Below are 15,613 nucleotides of genomic sequence, written 5' to 3' on the forward strand. Positions count from 1 at the left end.
AAACCTCCTTTTATAAGAAACAAGCCAAGAGTTTAAATACTCCCTTTTTTAAGTACCTAAGCAATCTTAACGCTTTAGATATTTAAAAAAGGGAATTTTTATAATAACCCTTGAGAGTTAACCATAAATAATTATAAATAATTATATCATTTCAAAAATGTGATATCAATATTATACTAAAACTTTTGCCGTACATAAACATCTTTTATATCCACATCAGCATGCCTTGAGGCTATATCAGCTATCTGAGCAACTTGCACTGAAGTAAGGCTTGGAGCTTTAACCACCACATCCACACTACCGTCGCTGCCAAATAATACAACAACGTCTTTATAACCCTTTTCCTTAATCAGTGTCTCAATTCTCATTTCCTTTTCTGAATTTTCTATTATCTGCATCATCAATTCCTGTGCACTTTTTTTAAGTTCTTCACTAGATGTAGCATCCTGGGTAATTTCTTTCAGTACATCCTGATCCCTGCTTCTGGTTACTTCCCTGTTTATCTTTGCCTGAGCAAAAAAATCATTTGCTTCCTTAGAAGCCTCTAAAGCCTTTTCACCCTCTTCATCTTTATCTTCCCCGTCTTCTTTTTTAACAAAAATATCATCATCCATTAACTCACTATCTACATACACAGCTTCCCCAAGGCGTACATCTTCATCACCCTCTTCATCAAGTACCATGTTTTCATAAATGTTGCCGGCTGAAATATCATCCAACCCATCAGAAGATGAGCCGCTTTTGTTGTATGTGTACTGTAAAATACCTGCCACTATTATCATTAAAATTAAAGACAATACAACCACTTGTTTTCTTTTTAATACCATCATTGATGTTCCCCCTTTAATCCCAGTGTTTTTTATGTGAAATCAAATTTCTTAAAAATAAATATTTTCTTTTAAAAATCCCTCCCTTCAAAACCGGATTGTCTTTATTTTTACTATCATATATATTATATTTCCCTTTAATTTATATCTTTTTTTTAGGAATAGCTTTAAATTATTTTTTCCTCTCATAAACCTGTACTTTGTGAACGGGAACATCCAACAAAACCTGTACAGCCCTTAAAAGGTTTTCCCTTACAGTCAAATCCCCCCCGCCGTCAGCAACAACAACAACCCCTTTTACCTTAGGATACACCTCTTTAACTATAATTGGCTTTTTTACACCGTTCCCTTCCTCATATACAATACTGCTTTCATAACTTGTCTGATTTGTCTTTCTAATTCCCCCCGCACTATCTCTTTCATCAATAACATCATCACTTCTTTTTACATCTGTAAAAGGCACAATTTCAGTCCCTGACTCATAGGTTATCATCACCTTTACTTCCCCTGCGCCGTTTATTTGGGAAAGTATTTTTTCCACCTTTACTTCCAATTCAGTCTTTTCCTCTAGTCCATCATTGAATCCGAAAGCTTCTGATTTTTCAGGTTTGGTATCTTCCGTTTCCGGTTGTTTTTTTTTATCTCCCCCAAACAAACTCCCCCCTGCTATAATAATTATCATACCTACAATTATCATTATTACCAGATTTTCTCCTAGTTTTTTGTTATCTTTTCCAAATGTGCCTATAAATTTTTTAATCATTTTGCGTACTTTATCCATTTTTTAACCTCCTGTCATTTTAAAGAAGAAATTATTATATTTTCTTTTTGTATTTTAAAGAGTTCATGGATTTTCTCTTTTAGTTCTTCTTCAATTTCAGCTTCTATTTTATCTGAAGAAGTTTCTTCCTGATTTTCTTCTTCTGAATCCCCGATCTTTCCGATTTTTATTTTTTTAATACTTAATATGGGCTTTATGGTGTTTTCCTCATAATCCGTGGCCAAATACAAATATACCCTCTCAACCTCTCCGTAATTTTCACTATTGTAATCTTCATTTATTATCACATCAGCTTTTACATCTTTTACTTTATTGTTTTTTTTTGCTAAATATTCCAACTGGTCAATTATTTTTTCCCTATACACCCCCGTCATAAGTTTTATCTGCTCTTCTTTTAAAACATCACTATTTATAGATATTTCTTTTGAATTTATAAAATTACCCGATTCAATTTGAAATTCTTCCAAATCTATATCCATTTTTAGAAGCTTTAGTACAGGGTTAATAAGGGCAATTACCAATATAAAGCCTGTAACCATATTTACCACTTTCTTAATTCTTCCTGATGGAATGAGTATTTCTATAAGTAACACAAAAAGAGACAATGAAACAATGTTTAAAACCCATTTCTTTAAAAAAACCATTTTTATCCCCCGCGTAATTTTGTTTTATCTTATCATTGCACTTATATTTGCAGCTGCAACAAGGGCTGTAATTGTAATTAAAAACATAAATGCAACTGATGCCATAATTCCAGAAATTACAGACATTGAATCTGAAATAGAGTTTATGCACTTTATAATCCGGTCATCTGCCACAGGTTCTAATAAAATTACCGTCAGCTTATATAAAACTACAACTGCAATTATTTTTAATATTGGCAAAATACATATAGAAGCAATGCCTATAAGCATGGATACCCCTACTGCATTTTTTATAAGCAATGTACATCCCATAACTGCATCTGCTGCATCTGCCAGGTATTTTCCCGCCACCGGTACAAAAACACCTATTGCAAATTTTGCAGTTTTGCTTCCAACACCGTCTGCCACCGCCCCTATTACACCTTGAAGGCTAACTATTGCTATAAAAACAGTCAGTATAAGTCCCAAAAGCCATCCTGCCAAGCTTTTCAAAAATCCAGAAAGCCTTGATATTTGTATTTTTTCCGATATATTATCAATTACCGATACAATGGTGGATAATATTACAATTGGGATTAATATGTTTTTTATTATAGCTGCAAAAACCTGAACCATCATAATAAGCATTGGCTGCATTCCTGCCCCTGTGGTAACATTGCCGGAAGCCGTAAGAAGTGCTGCCAAAACAGGCAGGGAAAGGTGCATGAAGTTTACCATTGCATTTATTATTCCTATCCCTGCCTCTACAGCTGTATTAAAGCTAACCAAAAGTATTGATACCAAAACTATATAGCATGTATAAAAAGCCAGCTCTCCTGTGCTTTTACTTAAAAATGAGCTTTGCAAATTTTTAAGTATTGCACACAAAACCACCAATACCATTAATCTTGCAAGTATGTATATATTTAAATATATTTCTTTAAAAAGAAACCTCAATATGCCATTTATAATTCCCATAAAATCAAACTTAAAATTCCCCTTAGAAACATCAGAAATTATATTTTCCGGGTCATATCCGGGTATAATTTCATCAATATTTTCACCGGCATACTCTTTGAGGCTTTCTTTTATCTTTGTAATTTCTTCTGTTTTAGTCTGGCTTTCAATAATTCTTTCCTTTATGTCTTCTTCTGCTTTTATATGGCAGAAATTCATACAACATATACCAACAATGAGACAAAGTATTTTCTTTGTTAGCTTTAAATATCTTTTGTTTTTCATGATTACTTTCCCCATTTTTACTTTTGATTTACTCAAGGCATAATTTCTATTACCAGATCCAGCAAAGATGTCACAATAGGAACAGCCAGCACTATTATGATAACCTTTCCTGCAAGTTCAACTTTTGAAGCAATGGCGCTTTCGCCGGCGTCTTTGCAAATTTCTGACCCGAATTCTGCAATGTATGCAATGCCAATGATTTTTAGAAGTGTGGAAAAATACACTGTATCTATATTTGCTTTGTCTGCATAAGTTTTTAGAAGCTCAATTACAGCAGATGTTTTTCCTAAAACTACAAAGAAAATAATTACCCCTGTGATGATGCTTATTTGCAGCGCAATTTCAGGTCTTTGAACCTTCAGTACCATAATTATTAAGGTGGCTACTACAGCTAGTATAACTATTTGAAATATTTCCATATTAACACCACCTTCTTTAAAATTAACTTCTTTAAAACTGGAATATGGTTTTTACAGTTTCAAATAAATATGCAATTTCCTTAACAATCATCATAAGTACCACTATAAGCCCTGCCAAAGTAGTCATCATGGCCTGCTCCTCACGGCCTGACTTGGTTAATACTGCATTTAAAACAGAAACTAAAATTCCTATTGCTGCTATTCTAAAAATTAAATCTATATCCATATACTCTTCTTTCCCCTTATGTATTTTTTACACTTACCATTTGTACAAGTATATTCATGTTTGGTACAAAAATATTCTAAAAAAAATTTAAAACAGTATAATTATAATTGCCAATCCCCCTAGTATCCCTAAGTTTCTGTACATGGCCTCATTTTTCTTTCTGAATTCTTCAGCCTTTTGTTCTTGCAGCTTCAGCTGGTTTAAAGTAAGCCTTATGTTTTTTATCTGCCCTTCTAAATCAGAGCTTCCAAGCATTTTGCCAAAGGATACTATCACCTTTTCATCTTCTTTGTCTAAAGAAGTGTCATTTATATTTAGCTTTACAGCTCTTTTCCATGCCTCGTATGCGCTTAATTCAGGTTTTTTTTGCAAAATTTCCGCTGCGTGTTTAAAGAAATTTGAAACGGGACTGTCACTTTGGCTGTATATTTTATAAAAGGCATCTGTTAGTTTATTTGATAAAAAGCTGATTTCATTTTCAAACATCTGAAGCATACCCTGTAGGCTTCTTAGTTCTTCAGGCCTTTTAGCACATTTTCTTGAATAAATATATCCTAATAAACTGCTTGACATAAATACAATGAAACATCCAAAAAGCTTAACTGCCACTTTTCCCCCTCCTGTAAATAACATCCATACTTTTTCCGTCAACTATTTCTTCTACAGTGCCAGGACCTTCCTCACCGCTTAGCACAATAAATCTTTCAAAAACCTTTTCCTCCATAAGGCTTAAAACTTCTTTTCTTGTTTTTAGCTGGGAAATATTATACCCATGGGCAGTGGTTATAATTTTTATCCCTGCATTTAAAACTTCTATTATTGAATCTTTGTCTCCCCTTCCCCCTATTTCATCAGTCACAATGACATCCGGAGACATAGACCTTAGCATTATTGTCATTCCTAATTGTTTTGGGCAAGCATCCAATACATCAGTCTGAACTCCCACCTTTTTTTGAGGCACCCCCCTGTAGCAGGCGGCTATTTCAGACCGTTCATCAATAAGACCCACCTTTACACCTTTAAATCCTAATTTTTCAATCCCGTCGCTTAAGTTTCTTGTTATATCCCTTAGCATGGTTGTTTTACCACATCCGGGAGGTGAAATAATAAGGGTATTGTAAACTTCATTTTTGTCATTTATTATGTATTTTATTATTTTTAAAGAACAGTCTGTAATTTCCTTAGAGATTCTTATATTAAGACTGGATATGTCCTTTATGTTTTTTATCCTTTCTCCCTCTAAAACAACCCTTCCTGCTATTCCAACCCTGTGTCCCCCTTTTAAAGTTAAAAAGCCGTTTTTTATTTCATCCTGATATGCATAAATGGAATTTTCGCTTATTAGAGTTAAAGTTTTTAAAATTTGTTCCTGATCCATATAAAAAAGATTAAACTTATTATTTGTCAATTTGCCGTCACAGTTTAAAAAAAACCTACCCCTTCTGTTTTGCAGCATAACAGGCTTTAAAGCCCGTATTCTTATCTCTTCTAAATTAACAAGTTCTAGGGGATTTACTTTTTTTAGAACTTCCTTTAACCCGTAGGATAAAAATTTTAAAATTTCCCTTTCAAAAGACTGTATATCCGCCATTTTAACAATATGCTTGTCTTTGGTAAGCATTTTTTGTCCCTCCTTTTTTTATCTGTTTTATATGTATTCCCTTTGTCCAAATTTATGACTAAAAATAAATACAAAAAAAGCAGTACATGCATCAAAAGATACACATACTGCTTTTTTGTTCTAAACTTTTGGAAATTACAAATTTATATTGCTATAACTTCTTAAAATAATAAGTACTTATGATTCTTCCCCTTCATCACTGCACTCATCACAATTGCAGTCCCACTCAACCATTATGTCCTTTCCACAGGAAGTGCATTTAAAAGAACCTGCTTCATCATCCAGCATATCTTCAGTAAGTTCAATGATGTCATGACAGTGAGGGCACTCAATTTCTGCAATTACCCCGTCATCATCACAATCATCATACAACATGCTTTCTAATGCCCCAAGGTCTTCATCAATGCTGTCAACCTGCTCTCCTAAGTATTCCTGGGTTTCTTCAATATCCGTTAACGAATCTGCAATATCGTCTAAAACCCCTATTATTTCTTTAAAAAGCTTACCTTCATTTGTTGCTTCATCAATATTCATACCTGCAACAAGCCCTTTAAGATAGGCAACCCTCTCTTTTACATATCCCATAAAATACCTCCTGTTTTTAATACAAAATATAATATTAGTATAACCCCTATACTCTTTCTATATACTCTCCTGTCCTGGTATCAATCCTGATAACATCTCCTATATCAATAAATAAAGGTACCTTTATTGTTGCACCTGTTTCAACTGTTGCAGGTTTAGTTGCGCCTGTGGCTGTATCACCTTTAAACCCTGGTTCAGTCTCTGTTACCTCAAGTTCAACAAAGTTAGGAGGCTCAACTCCAAATACATTGCCCTTATGAGACAGAAGTTTTACAATTTCATTTTCTTTTATAAATTTAAATGAATCACCTATTATATCACTTCCAAGTGGTATTTGTTCATAATTTTCCAAGTCCATGAAATAGTAAAGACTTCCATCATTGTACAAATACTGCATATCTTTTCTTTCAATATGAGCTTTAGGCAGCTTATCTGTCGGGTTAAAAGTTTTTTCAATTGTAGCTCCTGTGACTATATTTTTAAGCTTAGTTCTCACAAAAGCTGCACCTTTCCCAGGCTTAACATGTAAAAACTCAATTACCTGGTATATGCTGCCATCCATCTCAAAAGTTACTCCGTTTCTAAAATCACCGGCTGATATCATTTTTTATCCCTCCAAAATTTTCATCTTATCAAATCATCTATTGTTAACATCAGTTAAAGATGTTTATATACATTTAATTATTTGCTTTTTAAAATTCTTTTTATTAATTAATTCATAAGTTAATATTAAATTAAAATCAGCTATAATTCAAGAAAAATTTTCATATATTTAATAAACTAAAAATCTACAGCACTATTATTTCTTTAGGTGACTTAGTCAAAACTACAGGAAAATCATCATTTATGACTACTATATCTTCTATTCTTACCCCTCCTAAATTCTCCAAATAAATCCCCGGCTCAATGGTGACAACCATGCCGTTTTCCATTTTCACATCCCCTCTTTTGGATAAAGTGGGCTTTTCATGAACTTCAAGACCTACCCCGTGACCTAAACCATGACCGAAATTCTTTCCATATCCGTTTTCCTCAATGATATTTCTTGCTACAGAGTCAATTTCCTTTCCTGTAAAACCTTTTTTTGCCGCCTCTATTGCACTTTTTTGTGCCTTTAGTACAATATCGTATATTTTAAAGAGCTTATCATCTGGCTTTCCAACAAATACAGTCCTGGTCATGTCAGAGCAGTAGTTTTTATACACAGCCCCAAAGTCTAATGTTACCGCTTCATTATTTTCAATTTTTTTGCTGCTTGCCGTACCGTGGGGAAAAAAAGAACGGTAACCGGATGCCACAATGGTTTCAAAGGATGTACCCTTAGCCCCTTTCTTTTTCATATAGTGCTCTAACTCTAAGGCTATTTCATATTCACTTACCCCCGGCTTTATATAGTTTAATATATGTGAAAAGGCATGGTCTGCAATTTCCACTGCTTTTTTTATAATTTCTATTTCCTCATCATCTTTTACCGCCCTTATATCTTCCACCATTCCGTCAACAGGCACTAGCTTTTCTACTTTTAAAAGCTTTTTCATTTCGGTATATGTCTTATATGTAACCACATTTTCTTCAAACCCGAGTCTTTTAATGCCTTTAGACACAATAACGTCATTTAATGCATTTAAAAGCCTTCCTTCATATTCTATAACTTCAAAAATTTCCGCCTCTTCTTTTGCCTGTTTGCTGTATCTGAAATCAGTCAGCAAAACAGCATCCTCCTGTGAAATTACAAGGTAGGCATATGTGCCTGTAAAACCAGAAATATACATATAATTTTCTCTTTTTACAATTAAAATTCCATCCAAATCTTTTTCTTTTAGTTTTTGTCTTAATTTTTCAAGTCTTTTTCCTGTCATATTAAAATCTCCTTAGAGCATTAATTTTATCTTAAATTAAAGCTGCTGCATTTATTGCAAGTATATAGCTGTTGCTTCCAAAACCGCTTATTTGTCCTACACAAACAGGGGCAATTACTGATTCTTTTCGAAATTCTTCCCTGTTATATATATTGGACAGGTGAATTTCTATAGTGGGTATTTCTACAGCTTTTATGGCATCCCTTATGGCTATGCTGTAGTGGGTATATGCTCCCGGATTTATTATTATAACATCAATATTTCCCTTTGCTTCATGTATCTTATCAATTATTTCCCCTTCATGATTTGTCTGGATAAAGGTTAAATCCATATTGTGCTTTAAAGCCTCTGCATTTGCTTTTCTGGCTATATCTTCAAGGGTTTCCGTCCCGTAAATGTCCTTTTCTCTGGTACCTAATAAATTTAAATTGGGACCATTTATAAGAAGTATTTTTTTCATTTTAAACTCCTCCCTTTAGCTTTTGGTATATTTTCTTCATTTCCAAAGCATCTTCCGCCATCATTTCCCTGGACTCACATATTATAACCGGCTCTATATTCTTTTTTAAAATAATTTCTGCAAGGTGGGAAAACTCAGGTCCAAATTCTGTATCCTTCAAAGTCCAGTGTTTCTTTTCCCCCCCTTTTGTAAACTCAACCCTGCTAAAATGACAGTGAATGTTTTTTACCCTTTCTCTTCCTAATGAGTTTTCCAATATATACCACACCTTTTCAAATTCAGCAGGGGAATTGAGGCTTCCCTGCCCCCGTGCATGCAAGTGGGCAAAATCAACTGTAGGAATAAGCCTTTCATCAATACTGCACAAATCCAGTATCTCTTCTAAAGAACCTAATTGATTGTTTTTTCCCAATATCTCAGGGCAAATGGTTATATCACTATACCCTGAAGCATCTGCCTCTTTTATCACATGGGAAAGTTCTTTTTTGACTGTATCTAAAGCCCATTTTTTATCAACTTTACTGTAAGATCCGGTATGCACTACAATTCTTTTTGCTCCCATCCACTTTGCAGCTTTTAAAGTTTCTATAATATAATTTATTGATTTTTTTCTCTTTTCTTTTTCAGGACTTGCTAAATTTATATAATAAGGAGCATGTATGCTGAGAAAAATATCATATTTCAAAGCTTCTTTACCAATTCTTTCTGCCAATTCCTTCCCTATCCTGACTCCCCTGTTGCACTGGTATTCATATGCACTAAGCCCCATGTTGCTGAGCCATTTTGGCATATCGACAGAAGATTTATATCCTGCATTGTAAAAACTTTCCGGATTTCCCGACGGTCCAAATCTTGTCAATATAATCACCCATAAAAAAGTATTATACCAAACAAGGTATAACACTATTATAGCTAATTAAACGGGTTTTTAAAACAAAATAAAAAAGTTATTCATGCCTTGGATTATTTTTTACTATGGAGGCAGCTTTTGTAACCGCTGTCATAACATCCACTTCAAATTGCTGTCTTAATGCATCTATTCTAGAGTATAATTCCCCTTTTTCACTTACTATATACTTAGGAGGTAAAGTATTTAAGGCAATTGCTGCAATATCCAATGAACATTTTTCACAGGTACATACCTCCATATCTTTAATAATATCTTTTATCACCAATATAACTACATCTTCCATATAATTTTTTAACTGCGGCACTTATATCACCCTTCCGTTATTTAATACCCTCTCACATTGGCAAAATTCAATACACTAAGTTTTACTAACCAAAAACCCTCTCTATATACCAGTTAAGTAAGTCCCAGCCGAATAAGTATGTCAAAAAAGTACCTGCTACAATAAAAGGTCCAAAAGGTATGCCACTTTTTCTGTCTTTTATTTTTAAAAGTATCAGAATAACACTAACAATTCCTGCAAGAATAACAGAAATAAAAAATGTCATAAGAGCCATTTTCCATCCTAAAAACAGCCCGATGGGGGCAAATATCTTTATATCTCCTCCGCCCATTACATCCTCAGTACGATATACAAGATATCCTAAAAGGGCTATAAGTAGGAGGACTCCAAATCCAATAACAGCACCTAAGAAAGGATTCCACCACTTATCATCCCCATAAATCTCCAATGGATTTATAAAAGCACTGTAAATGCCTGCTGCCATACCCCCAATTATACCGGTTACAACAACACCATTTGGGATTATCATATGCTCTAAATCAATGAAAAACACAACAATCATAACCGACATGAAAAAAGCTGCAGCAATAAAATCCCCGATTTTTTCTATACCGTATTTATGAAACAATATTACAAAAATAAGTGCTGTAAGCATTTCAACCAAAGCATATCTTAGTGAAATTTTCTCGCCGCATTTTCTGCATTTACCTTTTAAAAATAAATAACTAAAAACAGGGATTAGTTCAAACCACTTTAATTTATGGTCACATTTTACACAGTGGGAAGAAGGTGTTACTATTGACTCGCCTTTAGGTATTCTGCATATGCAAACATTTAGAAATGAACCAATTAAAAGTCCTACAATAATAACATATGTATAATAAAAAATTTCCACCATATTATTTTTCCTCTTCTTTAGTATTTTTTATTTTCTATATTTAAATATATATCAATTATATATAATTTTATCACAAATTAAAAGGCTTTTATATTAAATTCCTATTGACATACCACTTTTATGATAAGTAAAATGTACAGTGAACCATTTAAAAATTAAACTTTTATAGAAGGAGATAATATGAATTCAAAAATTATGAATTTTATAAAAAAATACAATTTCATAATTTTATTTACCATTGGCGTTCTTTTAAGACTGATATGGGTGCTGATAATGGATACATATCCTTATACTGATTTTATGTGGTACCATGTTAAAGCAGTGGAAATTTCCCAAGGTAAAGGCTTTTTAAACGGCATATACCCCTATTACACAGGAAATCCGGGATTGCCTACTGCCTTCAGACCCATTGGCTATCCGGGAACTTTAGCCATTTTATATTATTTTTTCGGGATAAATTTTCTGGTGGGAAAATTATTCAATGTTTTACTTTCAGCTTTAATTATGTTTTTAACATATAAACTGGCTTTAAAATTTTTTAATGAAAAGGTTGCTTTTTTTACACTGCTTATTTTTGCACTATCACCCCTTACCATTTGTTATAACAGTGTTTTAGGTTCTGAAATACTTTTTTCAGCAGTGCTTATGCTTTCAATTTATTTGTTCTTTGTAAAAAACAACCCTGTTTTACTGGGTTTACTTATAGGATATTTAACACTTATAAGACCTATTGGAATGTTTATTCCTGCAATATTCATTTTCTTTATATTTATAAAAAAAGATATGCTCTTAAAGGAAAAATTTAAATACGTACTTTTATTTGGTGTATTTTTTGCTTTGGCAGTTTCCCCTTGGATTATAAGAAACTATAAAGTTTTTGGGGAGCCTGTCTTTTCCACCAACGGGGGCTATGTAATATACGTAAACAACAATGATTATGCCATAGGCGGCTGGAGCGACCCTTATAAGTATCCCGACAGTCCCTTTTTACAATACAGGACAGATGAATGGTTTGATGAAATGGCTATACACAAGCTGGGAAAAGAGCTTGCTGTAGAGTGGATAAAGGAAAATCCAAAAGAATTTCTAAGACTTGCATTTTTAAGGCTTGCAAACTCATACTGGTGGCAAACGGAAGAAATAAAGTGGGCATTTACCATAAAGGAAGAAACCGGCATCAATGAGTGGCACCCAATTCATACAAAATTTATAAAACTTCAAAAACTTTTATACAGACCCTATTATTTAGTTCTTTTTGCCTATATTCTGTATGCTGCCGTTAGATTTATACGTCATAAAAAAGTAGATTTTAACACATTTATTTTGCTGGTTTTCCTGTACTTTAATGCCATGATGTTTGTACTTGAGGGAAATTCCAGGTATGTATTCCCCTTGCACCCCATATACGGTATGGGAGTGGCATATGTTATAGTAAGAGTATTAAATTTTATTTTACCAAGGATTCAAAATAAAATAAAAATAAAATAAAAAGAGGGATATTCTCCCTCCTTTTTATATATTGCATTTTGTTTATGTATAACTTTTGTAACTATACATTAAACCTAAAAAGAACTACATCCCCGTCTTTTATAACATAGTCCTTTCCTTCAGAACGGACTAATCCTTTTTCCTTTGCTGCATTGTAGCTTCCACACTCTACAAGTTCTTCAAAGGAAATCACCTCGGCACGTATAAAACCCCTTTCAAAATCCGAATGAATTTTACCTGCTGCCTGAGGGGCTTTTAAACCTTCAGAAATAGTCCATGCCCGCACTTCTTTAGGACCTGCAGTTAAAAAACTTATAAGTCCTAAAAGCCTGTAACTTTTCTTTATAAGTTTACTAAGTCCTGACTCTGACAATCCTAAACCTTTTAAAAACTCTTCCCTCTCCCCTTCATCAAGCTGCGCAATTTCCTCTTCTATTTTTGCACATACCGTCATTACCTCTGAACCTTCTTTATTGGAATAATCAGACAATTCTTTTAAAAGAGCATTGTCCTTTTCTGAGCTTATATCTTCCTCTGACACATTTGCTGCATATAATACAGGTTTTGATGTAATTAAAAAAAGCTCATCAGCAATTTTCTTTTCATCTTGGTCAAAATCCATTGATCTTACGGTTTTTCCTTCTTCCAACGTCTTTAATATCCTTTCATAAACGTCCAATTCAATTTTATACTTTTTATCACCGGATTTAAGCATTTTGCGGGTTTTTTCAACCCTTCTTTCCATAACTTCCAAATCAGCTAATATAAGCTCAGTCTCAATGGTTTCAATATCTCTTACAGGGCTTATTGAACCATCAACATGAACTATATCACTGTCCTCAAAACACCTTACCACATGCACTATGGCATCAACTTCCCTTATATGGGATAAAAATTTATTACCTAGTCCTTCACCTTTACTTGCACCCTTTACCAGCCCTGCAATGTCCACAAATTCAATTGTGGTAGGTGTAACCTTCTCAGGGTTGTACATTTTTGCAAGTACATCAAGCCTCTCATCCGGAACCGGTACTATCCCGACATTAGGCTCTATGGTGCAAAAAGGATAATTTGCTGCTTCCGCCCCGGCCTTTGTGAGAGCATTAAAAAGTGTGCTTTTACCTACATTTGGCAGTCCTACTATTCCTAACTTCATTTAAAAATCTTCCCTTTCTTTCTAATGAGTTTAAAATGAGTTTATAGCTTTTGTGTTAAAATCAAAATAAATTATATATTATATGAACTGCCAATGCAAGAAAACATTTTAACAATTCTCACAACTTTCAAATTCTCCATTGTCAAGTTTATCTAATTCTGCATCAGTCAGAATATTGGCTAGATTTAAAATAGAAATTAACTTTTCGCCTTTTTTACCTACATATTCAAGATAATGATTGTAGCTTTTTTGAATTATATCCGGTGTGGCTTCAATATTTTGAGAGGATAATTTTAAAATTTCAGTTACATCATCCACAATAAATCCTATTAACTTTTCCCCCGCCTCTATAATTATAATTTTTGTTTTCTTTGTAACCTCAAGTTCTCCTAAGGAAAATCTTTTACTAAGGTTTACTACGGGTATAACCATACCCCTTAAATTTATTATTCCTTCAATGAATTTAGGCATCTTGGGCATTTTGGCAAGTCCTTCAAATTTGACAATTTCTTTAACTTGAGATGCATCCACTCCACAAATCTCTCCGTTTAATGTGAATACCACAATCTGCATTTCTTTCACAATAATACCTCCTCGTTTTTAGAATAACTGCTGTAAAACTTGGCATTTTGAATTTTAAATCTGGTACTGTAAATACAAGAGATACCTTTCTTTTTTAAGAATTTATCATTGAAAAGTTTCTAATTATAATGATATCATAAAATAGTATACCATTTCAATTAATAAATCCAAAATCTTTCATGTAGATTATTTGAATGTTTTGTGATAAACTGAAAAATAAATGATTTTTTAAAAAAATAATAAAAGGTGTTGCCATGTACTCATTATCGGATAAAAAGAAAAAAAAGAAATTTAAATTTGACTATATACTTTTTTGTTCTGTGTTTATGTTATCCATATTTGGCATTATTGTCCTATGCAGTGCAACAGCAACAAATCCAAGTGGAAGCAGAATGGTAATGGTGCAAATTGCCAGCATGATTTTAGGTATTGGAATTTGTGTTGTGTTAAACTTTTTAGATTACAACATCTTCAAAAGTTTAAGCACTCTTTTGTATATATTTGGTATTTTGCTGCTGGTGGCAGTTTTAAGGTTTGGTACGGATATTTTAGGAAGTAGGCGTTGGCTTATAATTCCTGTTATTAATATGAGTTTTCAACCTTCTGAATTGACAAAAATATTTTATATACTATTTATTTCAAAGCATTTTGAAAAGCTTTCAAAGGAATTTAATAAAAAAACCATTATAAAAATATTTGTTTTTACCGTTATTCCTGTTCTTCTTATTTTCCGCCAGCCGGACGGCGGTATGGCTTTAACTTATTTATTTATATTATTTGTCATAACTTTTGTACATGGAATACCATATAAATATATTTTTGCAGGTATTCCTGCTGCCATAGCCTCACTTCCCCTTGTATGGAAGTTTGTTTTAAAGGATTATCACAAAATAAGAATTTTATCCTTTTTAGACCCCAGCTTAGACCCCCAAGGGGCAGCTTACCAGGTTAACAGGGCAGAAATGACTGTTGGCTCAGGTCAAATCTGGGGACAAGGGCTTTTTAACGGTACCCAGTCACAAAGTTTAGAAGGTGTTCCTGTTAAAGAGTCAGATTTTATATTTACCGTTATAGCTGAAGAGTTGGGATTTATAGGCTCTGTACTGCTTATATCTCTGATTCTTTTGATTTTATTCAGATGCATATATATATCATGGAAATCAAAAGATATATATGGGGCATATGTTTCAATTGGAATTACCGCCATGCTGGCATTTAATTTTATTCAAAATATAGGAATGAATATAGCCCTTCTGCCTGTATCAGGTGTCCCCTTACCCTTTGTAAGCGCCGGGGGAAGTGCAATGGTAACATACTATATAGCAGTTGGGGTTGTAATGAGTATATCTATGCACAGGGAAAGAGGTATGTTTGAACCGTCAGGTTAGGATAATCAGGGGTTGTTTTTTAAGATTCTTAAATACCGTCGGTGACTTATAAAATTTGCTTAAAAAATATTATTGACTACTACATTTGTATGTGATAATATGGATTATACCATATATTTTTTTAAAGTATATATTTTTAAAAAGCAATGACAAGGGAAAGTAGGTTATACGGACTTTCAAAGCGATTTAGGGATGGTGGAAGCCTAAAAAAGGAGTATAATTGAAGTTCCCCTTTGAGCTGTTGGCTGAAAAGCAATAATATTGC

19 protein-coding genes and 1 other annotated feature (1 of these 20 cut by a window edge) are annotated in these 15,613 nt (G+C 33.3%); of the genes, 2 read left to right on the forward strand and 17 right to left on the reverse strand.

The features are described from left to right. Positions 1-176 precede the first annotated feature (176 nt). From HVS_RS08645 to HVS_RS08715, 15 genes are all read right to left on the reverse strand, one after another. Positions 177-830, reverse strand: a complete 654-nt coding sequence (locus tag HVS_RS08645) for a SpoIIIAH-like family protein (protein WP_101301280.1) — start codon at positions 828-830, stop codon at positions 177-179. 169 nt (positions 831-999) lie between these two features. Further along, positions 1,000-1,608 carry a stage III sporulation protein AG gene (locus tag HVS_RS08650; protein WP_101301282.1) on the reverse strand — a complete coding sequence of 203 codons (609 nt, stop codon included), beginning with the start codon at positions 1,606-1,608 and terminating at the stop codon, positions 1,000-1,002. A 14-nt stretch (positions 1,609-1,622) separates the two neighbouring features. After that, entirely contained in the window at positions 1,623-2,252 is a 630-nt protein-coding gene (gene spoIIIAF / locus HVS_RS08655) for a stage III sporulation protein AF (protein WP_101301284.1), read from the reverse strand. Between the two features lie 24 nt (positions 2,253-2,276). Then, positions 2,277-3,473 carry a stage III sporulation protein AE gene (spoIIIAE, locus tag HVS_RS08660; protein WP_235827666.1) on the reverse strand — a complete coding sequence of 399 codons (1,197 nt, stop codon included), beginning with the start codon at positions 3,471-3,473 and terminating at the stop codon, positions 2,277-2,279. Positions 3,474-3,505: 32 nt separating this feature from the next. After that, the gene (spoIIIAD, locus tag HVS_RS08665; RefSeq protein WP_101301286.1) at positions 3,506-3,892 is read right to left on the reverse strand and encodes a stage III sporulation protein AD; all 387 of its coding nucleotides are present in this window, start codon (positions 3,890-3,892) and stop codon (positions 3,506-3,508) included. 31 nt (positions 3,893-3,923) lie between these two features. Next, complete coding sequence (gene spoIIIAC, locus HVS_RS08670; protein ID WP_101301289.1) at positions 3,924-4,118, reverse strand: stage III sporulation protein AC; 195 nt, start codon at positions 4,116-4,118, stop codon at positions 3,924-3,926. Between the two features lie 87 nt (positions 4,119-4,205). After that, on the reverse strand, positions 4,206-4,727 hold the full coding sequence (gene spoIIIAB, locus HVS_RS08675) for a stage III sporulation protein SpoIIIAB (RefSeq protein WP_101301291.1): 522 nt from the start codon (positions 4,725-4,727) through the stop codon (positions 4,206-4,208). Continuing rightward, on the reverse strand, positions 4,717-5,739 hold the full coding sequence (gene spoIIIAA / locus HVS_RS08680) for a stage III sporulation protein AA (protein ID WP_101301295.1): 1,023 nt from the start codon (positions 5,737-5,739) through the stop codon (positions 4,717-4,719). Before spoIIIAA ends, spoIIIAB begins: the two co-directional genes overlap by 11 nt. Positions 5,740-5,916: 177 nt before the next feature. Next, on the reverse strand, positions 5,917-6,324 hold the full coding sequence (locus tag HVS_RS08685) for a CD1247 N-terminal domain-containing protein (protein WP_101301297.1): 408 nt from the start codon (positions 6,322-6,324) through the stop codon (positions 5,917-5,919). Between the two features lie 46 nt (positions 6,325-6,370). Next, positions 6,371-6,928 (reverse strand): elongation factor P, encoded by a 558-nt coding sequence (gene efp, locus HVS_RS08690; RefSeq protein WP_101301300.1) that lies wholly within the window; start codon positions 6,926-6,928, stop codon positions 6,371-6,373. A gap of 184 nt (positions 6,929-7,112) precedes the next feature. Next, positions 7,113-8,183 carry a M24 family metallopeptidase gene (locus HVS_RS08695; RefSeq protein WP_101301302.1) on the reverse strand — a complete coding sequence of 357 codons (1,071 nt, stop codon included), beginning with the start codon at positions 8,181-8,183 and terminating at the stop codon, positions 7,113-7,115. Between the two features lie 31 nt (positions 8,184-8,214). Further along, positions 8,215-8,643, reverse strand: coding sequence for a type II 3-dehydroquinate dehydratase (gene aroQ / locus HVS_RS08700; RefSeq protein WP_101301304.1), 429 nt, complete (start codon positions 8,641-8,643; stop codon positions 8,215-8,217). Position 8,644: 1 nt separating this feature from the next. Further along, positions 8,645-9,502 (reverse strand): TIM barrel protein, encoded by an 858-nt coding sequence (locus HVS_RS08705; protein WP_235827667.1) that lies wholly within the window; start codon positions 9,500-9,502, stop codon positions 8,645-8,647. Between the two features lie 88 nt (positions 9,503-9,590). After that, complete coding sequence (locus tag HVS_RS08710; RefSeq protein WP_101301306.1) at positions 9,591-9,857, reverse strand: late competence development ComFB family protein; 267 nt, start codon at positions 9,855-9,857, stop codon at positions 9,591-9,593. A 64-nt stretch (positions 9,858-9,921) separates the two neighbouring features. Then, complete coding sequence (locus HVS_RS08715; RefSeq protein WP_101301308.1) at positions 9,922-10,734, reverse strand: prepilin peptidase; 813 nt, start codon at positions 10,732-10,734, stop codon at positions 9,922-9,924. A gap of 180 nt (positions 10,735-10,914) precedes the next feature. Here HVS_RS08715 and HVS_RS08720 point away from each other — a divergent pair, with 180 nt between their 5' ends. Continuing rightward, on the forward strand, positions 10,915-12,222 hold the full coding sequence (locus HVS_RS08720) for an ArnT family glycosyltransferase (RefSeq protein ID WP_101301311.1): 1,308 nt from the start codon (positions 10,915-10,917) through the stop codon (positions 12,220-12,222). Positions 12,223-12,283: 61 nt separating this feature from the next. Here the strand turns inward: HVS_RS08720 and ychF are convergent, their stop codons facing one another. Both ychF and HVS_RS08730 read right to left on the reverse strand, forming a co-directional pair. Beyond that, positions 12,284-13,378: a redox-regulated ATPase YchF gene (ychF, locus tag HVS_RS08725; RefSeq protein WP_101301313.1), complete on the reverse strand. Its 1,095-nt coding sequence runs from the start codon at positions 13,376-13,378 to the stop codon at positions 12,284-12,286. Positions 13,379-13,486: 108 nt separating this feature from the next. Then, positions 13,487-13,951: a chemotaxis protein CheW gene (locus HVS_RS08730; RefSeq protein WP_235827773.1), complete on the reverse strand. Its 465-nt coding sequence runs from the start codon at positions 13,949-13,951 to the stop codon at positions 13,487-13,489. 263 nt (positions 13,952-14,214) lie between these two features. On the opposite strand from HVS_RS08730, the gene rodA reads away from it, so the two are divergent. Continuing rightward, the gene (gene rodA, locus HVS_RS08735) at positions 14,215-15,348 is read left to right on the forward strand and encodes a rod shape-determining protein RodA (RefSeq protein WP_101301317.1); all 1,134 of its coding nucleotides are present in this window, start codon (positions 14,215-14,217) and stop codon (positions 15,346-15,348) included. A 137-nt stretch (positions 15,349-15,485) separates the two neighbouring features. After that, positions 15,486-15,613: a binding site (T-box leader), on the forward strand (it continues 152 nt past the right edge of the window).

Origin of the sequence: Acetivibrio saccincola (genome assembly GCF_002844395.1) — a bacterium.
Lineage (GTDB): Bacteria > Bacillota > Clostridia > Acetivibrionales > Acetivibrionaceae > Herbivorax > Herbivorax saccincola.